The 7003-nt window shown below is 72.9% G+C and carries 5 protein-coding genes; all 5 read right to left on the bottom strand.

The genetic code is table 11. The annotated features are described in order from the left end of the window. Positions 1 to 78: 78 nt before the first annotated feature. The gene (locus tag ACWDD9_RS35115; RefSeq protein ID WP_449813886.1) at positions 79 to 4131 is read right to left on the bottom strand and encodes a DUF7507 domain-containing protein; all 4053 of its coding nucleotides are present in this window, start codon (positions 4129 to 4131) and stop codon (positions 79 to 81) included. Positions 4132 to 4520: 389 nt separating this feature from the next. Then, the gene (locus ACWDD9_RS35110; protein WP_049649157.1) at positions 4521 to 4721 is read right to left on the bottom strand and encodes a hypothetical protein; all 201 of its coding nucleotides are present in this window, start codon (positions 4719 to 4721) and stop codon (positions 4521 to 4523) included. 8 nt (positions 4722 to 4729) lie between these two features. Beyond that, positions 4730 to 5479 (bottom strand): SRPBCC family protein, encoded by a 750-nt coding sequence (locus ACWDD9_RS35105; protein WP_449813885.1) that lies wholly within the window; start codon positions 5477 to 5479, stop codon positions 4730 to 4732. Between the two features lie 49 nt (positions 5480 to 5528). Then, positions 5529 to 6776, bottom strand: a complete 1248-nt coding sequence (locus tag ACWDD9_RS35100; RefSeq protein WP_449813884.1) for a cytochrome P450 — start codon at positions 6774 to 6776, stop codon at positions 5529 to 5531. 11 nt (positions 6777 to 6787) lie between these two features. Next, the gene (locus tag ACWDD9_RS35095) at positions 6788 to 7003 is read right to left on the bottom strand and encodes an MbtH family protein (RefSeq protein WP_049649155.1); all 216 of its coding nucleotides are present in this window, start codon (positions 7001 to 7003) and stop codon (positions 6788 to 6790) included.

The raw sequence follows: 7003 nt of genomic DNA, 5'->3' as shown, positions 1-7003 counted from the left end.
AGGCCGCCGCGCAGGTCCGCCGCGACGGCGACCGCGGTCGGGCCGATCCCGGCCAGGCCGACCTGGGCGGCTGTCGTGCTAGCCGCGACGACGGGTGCGGCGTGTCGCGAGCGTCAGGCCGCCGCCCAGGAGCAGGAGGCTCCCGGCCAGCTCTGCGAGCCGGGTGTCGGTGCCGGTGCCGGTGTTCGGCAGGTGCCCGTGCGCCTCCTTCGTGGTCACCGTGATGGTGGACGGCGGGGAGGTGACCGGCGGGCCGGACGGCGGAGTGCCCGTCGCCGTCGCCGTGTTGGTGACCTTCCCTCGGTCGATGTCCGCCTGGGTGACCGTGTAGGCGGCCGTGCAGGTGACCGACGCACCCGGGGCGAGCGAGGCCGCACCCGCCGGGCAGGTCACCACCGGCGGCGACCCGGCGCCCGAGAACGCCGTCTCGTTCACGGTCACGTCCGTCAGCGTCACGTTCCCGGTGTTCCTCACCAGGTACGTGTAGTCGACCGTCTGTCCGACCGCCGAAACCGTCGTCGGGGACGCCGACTTCGCGATGGTGAGCGCCGGCTCAGGGGTATTCGGGACGGTGGTCGAGGACGGCGGGGAGGTGACCGGCGGGCCGGACGGCGGAGTACCGGTCGCCGTCGCGGTGTTGGTGATGCTGCCCGCGTTGAGGTCCGCCTGCGTCACGGTGTACTCGGCCGTGCAGGTGACCGACGCACCGGGGGCGAGCGAGGCCGCAGCGGGCGGGCAGGAGACCACCGGCGGCGACCCGGCACCCGAGAACGCCGTCTCGTTCACCGTCACGTCCGTCAGCGTCACGTTCCCGGTGTTCGTCACCAGGTACGCGTAGCGCAGCACCTGGCCCACCCCGGTCAGCGCCGTCGCGTCCACCGACTTGACGATGGTGAGCGCCGGTGCGGGCGTGACCGTGACGGTCACGGTGGACGGCGGGGAGGTGACCGGCGGGCCGGACGGCGGAGTACCCGTCGCCGTCGCCGTGTCGGTGATCTTGCCGCTCTGCAGGTCGCTCTGGGTGACCGTGTAGCTCGCCGTGCAGGTGACCGACGTGCCAGGAGCGAGCGAGGCCGCAGCAGGCGGGCAGGTCACCACCGGCGGCGTCCCGGAACCGGAGAACGCCGTCTCGTTCACGGTGACGTTCGTCAGCGTCACGTTCCCGGTGTTCGTCACCAGGAAGCTGTAGTCCACGACCTGCCCGACCGCCGAAACCGTCGTCGGCGACGCCGACTTCACGATCGTGAGGGCCGGCTCAGGGGTGTTCGGGACGCTGGTCGAGGACGGCGGGGAGGTGACCGGCGGGCCGGACGGCGGAGTACCCGTCGCCGTCGCGGTGTTGGTGATCTTCCCTCGGTCGATGTCCGCCTGGGTGACCGTGTAGCTCGCCGTGCAGGTGACCGACGCGCCGGGGGCGAGCGAGGCCGCAGCAGGCGGGCAGCTCACCACCGGCGGCGTCCCGGAACCGGAGAACGCCGTCTCGTTCACCGTGACATTCGTCAGCGTCACGTTCCCGGTGTTCGTCACCAGGTACATGTAGTGCAGCACCTGGCCCGCCGCCGTCAGATCCGTCGCGTCGACCGACTTGACGATGGTGAGGGCCGGGTTGGCGGTGGCCGTGACGGTCGCGTTGGACGGCGGGGAGGTGACCGGCGGGCCGGACGGCGGCGTACCCGTCGCCGTCGCCGTGTTGGTGATGCTGCCCGCGTTGAGGTCCGCCTGGGTGACCGTGTAGCTCGCCGTGCAGGTGACCGACGCGCCGGGGGCGAGCGAGGCCGCACCCGGCGGACAGGCCGCCACAAGCGGCCCCCCGGAACCGGAGAACGCCGTCTCGTTCACCGTCACGTCCGTCAGCGTCACGTTCCCGGTGTTCGTCACCAGGAAGCTGTAGTCCACGACCTGACCGACCGCCGAAACCGTCGTCGGCGACGCCGACTTCACGATGGTGAGCGCGGGCGTCACCGGGACCGGGGTGTTCGTGAAGGTGCAGAGCACCATCGGGCTGTTCTTGTCCTCCACCGTCGCCGGGAACGGCAGGTTGAAGGTGGTCACCCCGCTGCCCGAGGTGATCGGGGCGTTGCCGTTGGCCGTGTCGACGCAGTCGTAGGTGGTGGTGTAGTCGGAGAGGCTTCCGGAGGCCGCCGTCTCGGTGAGGGTGTAGGTGGTGCCGGACAGCGCGATGACCGGGCCGGCCGGGGGCGACTGTACGCCCGTGCTGGTGCCGGTCGTGGTGGCGGTGTTGCCCTGAGTGACGCCACCTCCGGTGATCTCCAGGGTGAACTGGTCGTTGGACGTGGTCGACTCGGCGAACCGGCCGACGATGTCCTTCTGCAGGGTCAGGGTCGGGTTGGTGGAGCAGGCGCCGAGGTCCACGGAGAGGAAGGCGTTGTTGGTGTACGGCGTGGGACCGGCCGTGACCGCGCCGGTGTTCGGGTTGAGCCGCTCCAGGTAGGTGGTGGTCCCCGAGGTGAACTCGATGTAGAGGTTGCCGACGTTGTCGAAGGCCGCCCCGTTGAAGGACCTGTCCGTCGGGTTGTCCAGGGTGCTCAGCGTCGTGCTGGTCAGCGGCACACCGGTGGCCGACCCCGTGGTGGGGATCGGTGCGGAGACCCGGCCGATGGCGGCGTCGGTCCCGACGGAGGAGAGGATGTAGAGGTTGCCGCCCGCGTCGAAGGTGATGTCGCCGTTGGGGCCGGAGGTGCCGGTGACCGGCAGGTCGAACGTGCCGATCACGCCGGGGATCGCGGTGTTGGTGGTGGTGTTGAACCCGTAGAGGGTGGCCACGCCGGGCGTGGTCGCGGTACCGGGCTCGAAGCTGGCGTAGTAGTAGATGCCGTTGACCGGGTTCACCGCGCCGGCGACGAAGGAGTCGCTGGTGGGACCGGCGGATCCGGTGTAGACGGTCCAGGCGCCGGTGGCCGCGTTGTAGCCGTACACGTTCACGGACCCGCTGACGGCCGGCGTCTGGTCGACCACGTAGGCGGCGGTGCCGCCGTCCGTGATGCCGAGGGCGTTCGTGAAGCCGGACCCGGCGGGGAGCGTGCTCACCGTCGTGGCGGTCACGTTGGCGCCGCCGACGGTGCCGGAGGCCAGGGCCAGCAGGGTGCCCGTACCGGCGCCCGAGGAGCCGCGCTGGACGGCGTAGATCGTGTTGCCGCTGCAGTCCAAGGGGGGGCCGGGTGCCCGGGGCGCGTGGCCGGCCGGGGCCGTGCCCGACGGGGGGACGCTCTCAGCGGACGATGCGGCCGGCGCGGCCAGCGGGGACGCTGGGGCGCTCACGGCGGACGGCGACGGGGACGGGGCCTGCGAGGCGTTGCCCTGGACGGGGGCGGCCTTCGCCGAGGCGGCGTCCGGGGCGTGCCACTCCAACACCACGAGGCCGTTGCCGCCGTCACGTCCGTCCCGGTCGCCGGGCTTCACCGAGGCGGCGGGGTGAGCGGTACCGCCGAAGCCGGCCCCGGCGACGTACTGGCGCTCGGTCAGGTGCGACGCCAGGCCCGCCGGAACGTCGCCGCCCCCGGAGCCGACGGCCGCGCCGCCCGCGCTCGGGGAGGTACCGCCGTCGGCCGCCAGCAGGGTGCGGGCCGAGGCGTGCGGCTCGTCGGCCAGGACGCTGGAGGCGCCGCCGCCGAGGGCCGTCCGGGCCGCCGGGGAGCTCGGGTCCTCGGAGTGCGCCCGCCCGCCCTGGCCGGGCACCACCGTCAGCCGCTGCCCCGGCGTCACGTCCAGCAGTGCGGTCGCGAAGGCGCCGGCGGCCCCCGGTCGGCTCCGGTGGTCGGCGCCGGCCGTTCCCGCGGGGCTGTCGGCTTCGGCGGCCGCGCCCGCGCCCCAGGCCTTCGCCCGGACGGAGGTGACACCGGGGGGAACGGTGAAGTCCTGGCCGCCACCGGTGTGGGTGAAGGCGAGGCAGTCGGTGTAGCCCGGGTCGGGCGGGCAGGCCTGGGCGGCGTGCGCGGCGGGGGCGGCCATCAGCGGGACGAGCGACAGCGGTGCCAGCGTCAGCACCGCTGCCAGCGCTCCGGACCAGCCGCGCCGCTTCGCCGCGGCACGGTTCGACGGACGAGCCGGGACGGTACTGCCCCGCACCCCGAAGGCCGGGACCAGGCCCCGGCGACGTCTGACTTTGGGCATCGAGGACTCTCCAGGGTGTGCACAGGACTCTGGATGACGGAGTGAACACGCCATTGGGCGACGGGACGACTATGCCGTCTCCACCATCCGGGTCGGTCCGGCACGCTGGGGAGGTCATCCCGGCGGCCCACACGAACGGTCCGACCACCGCGCTCGACACCCGTCGCGCGCCCCCTGCACCGGGTTCGACCGACCGTGACGACCTCGACCCGGGCCAGTGCCACGTCTGTTGACGCATCGTCATATGAACTAACCGCGTGGAGCGGAGTCGGCCCACTCCCGCGCCGGCGAGGGCGGTCCGGCCGGTGAGCGCCGCTGGACGCGGCGAGGCCGGTGCCGTCCGGGAGCGGCGGCTCCCGGACGGCACCGGCCTCACGGTGCGGGAAGGGCTACCAACGGCGGCGCGGCGCCGGTGGGTTGAGCTTGGCGGCGAGCGCCGAGAGGAAGGTCGGGAGCTTGTCGACCATGGCCTTGGGGACCGGGGTGGTCTCGACGCTGCCGGTTCGCACGTCCTCGACGAGCAGCGTGTACGTGCCGTTCTCCTCGACGAGTTCGGCGGCGAAGAGCAGTGTCCTGGTGGAGGTTTCCATCGGGGTTCCTAGGCTTGGGTGTCGTTGAGCCAGGCGGTCCACGCCGCGGTGGCCCGCTGCTCGTCGGCGTCCTCGGCGAACAGGTGGTGGCCGAGCCAGATCGGCACGTTCCAGGTGCTGCCGTTGAAGAACCGGTAGAGCGCGTCCGGGCCGCGCAGGCCGACGAAGTCGGGGCTGAGCCAGTCCACGACCACCTCCTCCGGGCCGCCGTCCGCACCGGGGACGTCGATCCGCAGGCGGTCGCCGACGGCCGCGTCGGCGGCGAGGCCGAGGCGCAGGCGCAGGGCGGCGAAGTCGGCCGGGTCGGCGGTGGGTTCGGGGCGCGGGGCCCTGACGTAGACGGCGGGGCGGCCGGCGAAGTGCCGCAGGTACTCGGCGAGGCCGTGCTGGTAGAAGTCGACGTGCTTCTCGGCCGCGTCCGACTTGGCGTCCCACATCCAGGCCTCGTCGACGACGCCCGTGTGCACCCAGTGGATGCCCATCCGCAGGTGGCTCGTTCCGCCGTCGGCGGGCTCGATGTGGTAGCTGAGCGTGTTGGAGAACCCGCCGTCCTGGGTCGCCCGGACGGCGAACCGCCGCGGCGGCTCCCACGCCACGACGGTGGAGTCGCCCCGGCTGGCCTTCCCGCCGACGCGCGGCTCGACCTCCATCGGATACAGCCAGCCGAGGTTGCCGGCGCCGGTGGCGACCGCGTCCCAGACCTGTTCGGGCGTGGCGGGCAGGTCCTGTTCCCGGCGGACCTCGAACTCTCGGGCCATGGTCGGTACTCCTTCGTCGTCGTTCATGGTCAGTGGTCGTCGTTCATGGTCAGTAGGTGACCGGGAGGGCGCTCAGCCGCCGTTGCAGCGGGTTGGGCCGCCAGTCCAGCGCCGCCTCGTCGGCCAGCCGCAGTTCGGGCAGCCGACGCACCAGCGTGCCGATCGCCACCTCGGCCTGGAGCTTGGCCAGCGGGCCGCCGAGGCAGAAGTGCGGGCCGTGGCCGAAGGTCAGGTGCCGGTTGCCGGGGCGGGTCAGGTCGAGCCGGTCGGGGTCCTCGAAGCGGTCCGGGTCACGGTTGGCCGCGGCGAGGAACAGGTACGCCAGGTCCCCCTCCCGCAGTGTCCGTCCGCCGATCTCCAGGTCCTCCGCGACGACCCGGACGATCGCCTGGGTCACCGTGTCGTAGCGGGCGAGCTCCTCGACGGCGCCGCGGATCAGCCCCGGATCCGCCCGCAGCCGGGCCAGTTGGTCCGGGTGGCGCAGCAGGGCGAGGACGCCGTTGTTGATCAGGTTGGCGGTGGTCTCGTCGCCGGCGGTGATCAGGACGAAGCAGGTGGACAGCAGTTCGGAGTCGGTGAGCCGCTCGTCCTGCGCCTGGGTGGCGACCAGGGCGCTGATCAGGTCGTCGCCCGGCGCGCGCCGGCGCTGCCGGATGAGCCCGGACAGGTACTCCTCGTACTGGTCGATCGCCGCCTCGGACTTGTCGATGTCCTCGGTGAGCCGGCCGAAGCGGCGGAACCAGCCCTTGACCCGCGGCCGGTCCTCCTCCGGGATGCCGAAGAGCTCGCAGACGACGGACATCGGCAGCGGGGCGGCGACGGCCTCGATCAGGTCCATGCTCCGCCCGGCCGCGACCGCCTCGTCGACGAGCCGGTCGACGATCCGCTGGACGCCGTCGCGCAGCGCTTCGACCCGGCGGGCGGTGAAGGCCCGGTTGGCCAGCTTGCGCAGCCGGCTGTGGTCCGGCGGATCGGTGTTGGTCATCACCCGGCCGAGCCGGTCGGTGAGCCGGCTCAGGGCCTTCAGGTCGCCGCCGAGCGCGCTGTAGGCCCGCGTCATCCGGTCGCGGTCGTTGGACAGCCGCAGGTCGCCCAGGGCCGCCTCGATGTCGGCGTACCGGGTGAGGTACCAGATGCCCTGGTCGCTGCGGTGGACGGGGCTCTCCCGCCGCATGCGGGCGTAGAGGGGGTACGGGTCCCGCCGGGCCTCGGGGGTGAGCAGGTCCGCGGCGAAGTCGTGGGCCGGGGCGAGGCCCGCCGCGGGGCGGGCCTCGTCCGTGGTGTCGGTCGGGTTCACTACGGGCCGCGCTACTTCCGGGTGTCCATGGCGTCGGCGAGGCTCCTGGGCCGCATGTCGGTCCAGGACTTCTCGACGTACTCCAGGCAGGCGGCGTTGGTGTCGGGGCCGTGGACGACGGTCCAGCCCTCGGGGACGTCCGCGAACTGGGGCCAGAGCGAGTGCTGGTTCTCCTCGTTGACGAGCACGAGGAAGGTGCCGTCCTGGTCGTCGAAGGGGTTGGTCAT

This window comes from Kitasatospora sp. NPDC001119 (assembly GCF_053598475.1).
Note: the sequence above shows the minus strand (reverse complement) of the source record. Positions and strands in the feature narration are given on the sequence as shown.

Bases quoted from the DNA above. Each gene is read 5' to 3' on its own strand.
- ACWDD9_RS35095 (WP_049649155.1), bottom strand. From the start codon at position 7,003: ATGACCAACCCCTTCGACGACCAGGACGGCACCTTCCTCGTGCTCGTC.
- ACWDD9_RS35105 (WP_449813885.1), bottom strand. From the start codon at position 5,479: ATGGCCCGAGAGTTCGAGGTCCGCCGGGAACAGGACCTGCCCGCCACG.
- ACWDD9_RS35110 (WP_049649157.1), bottom strand. From the start codon at position 4,721: ATGGAAACCTCCACCAGGACACTGCTCTTCGCCGCCGAACTCGTCGAG.
- ACWDD9_RS35115 (WP_449813886.1), bottom strand. From the start codon at position 4,131: ATGCCCAAAGTCAGACGTCGCCGGGGCCTGGTCCCGGCCTTCGGGGTG.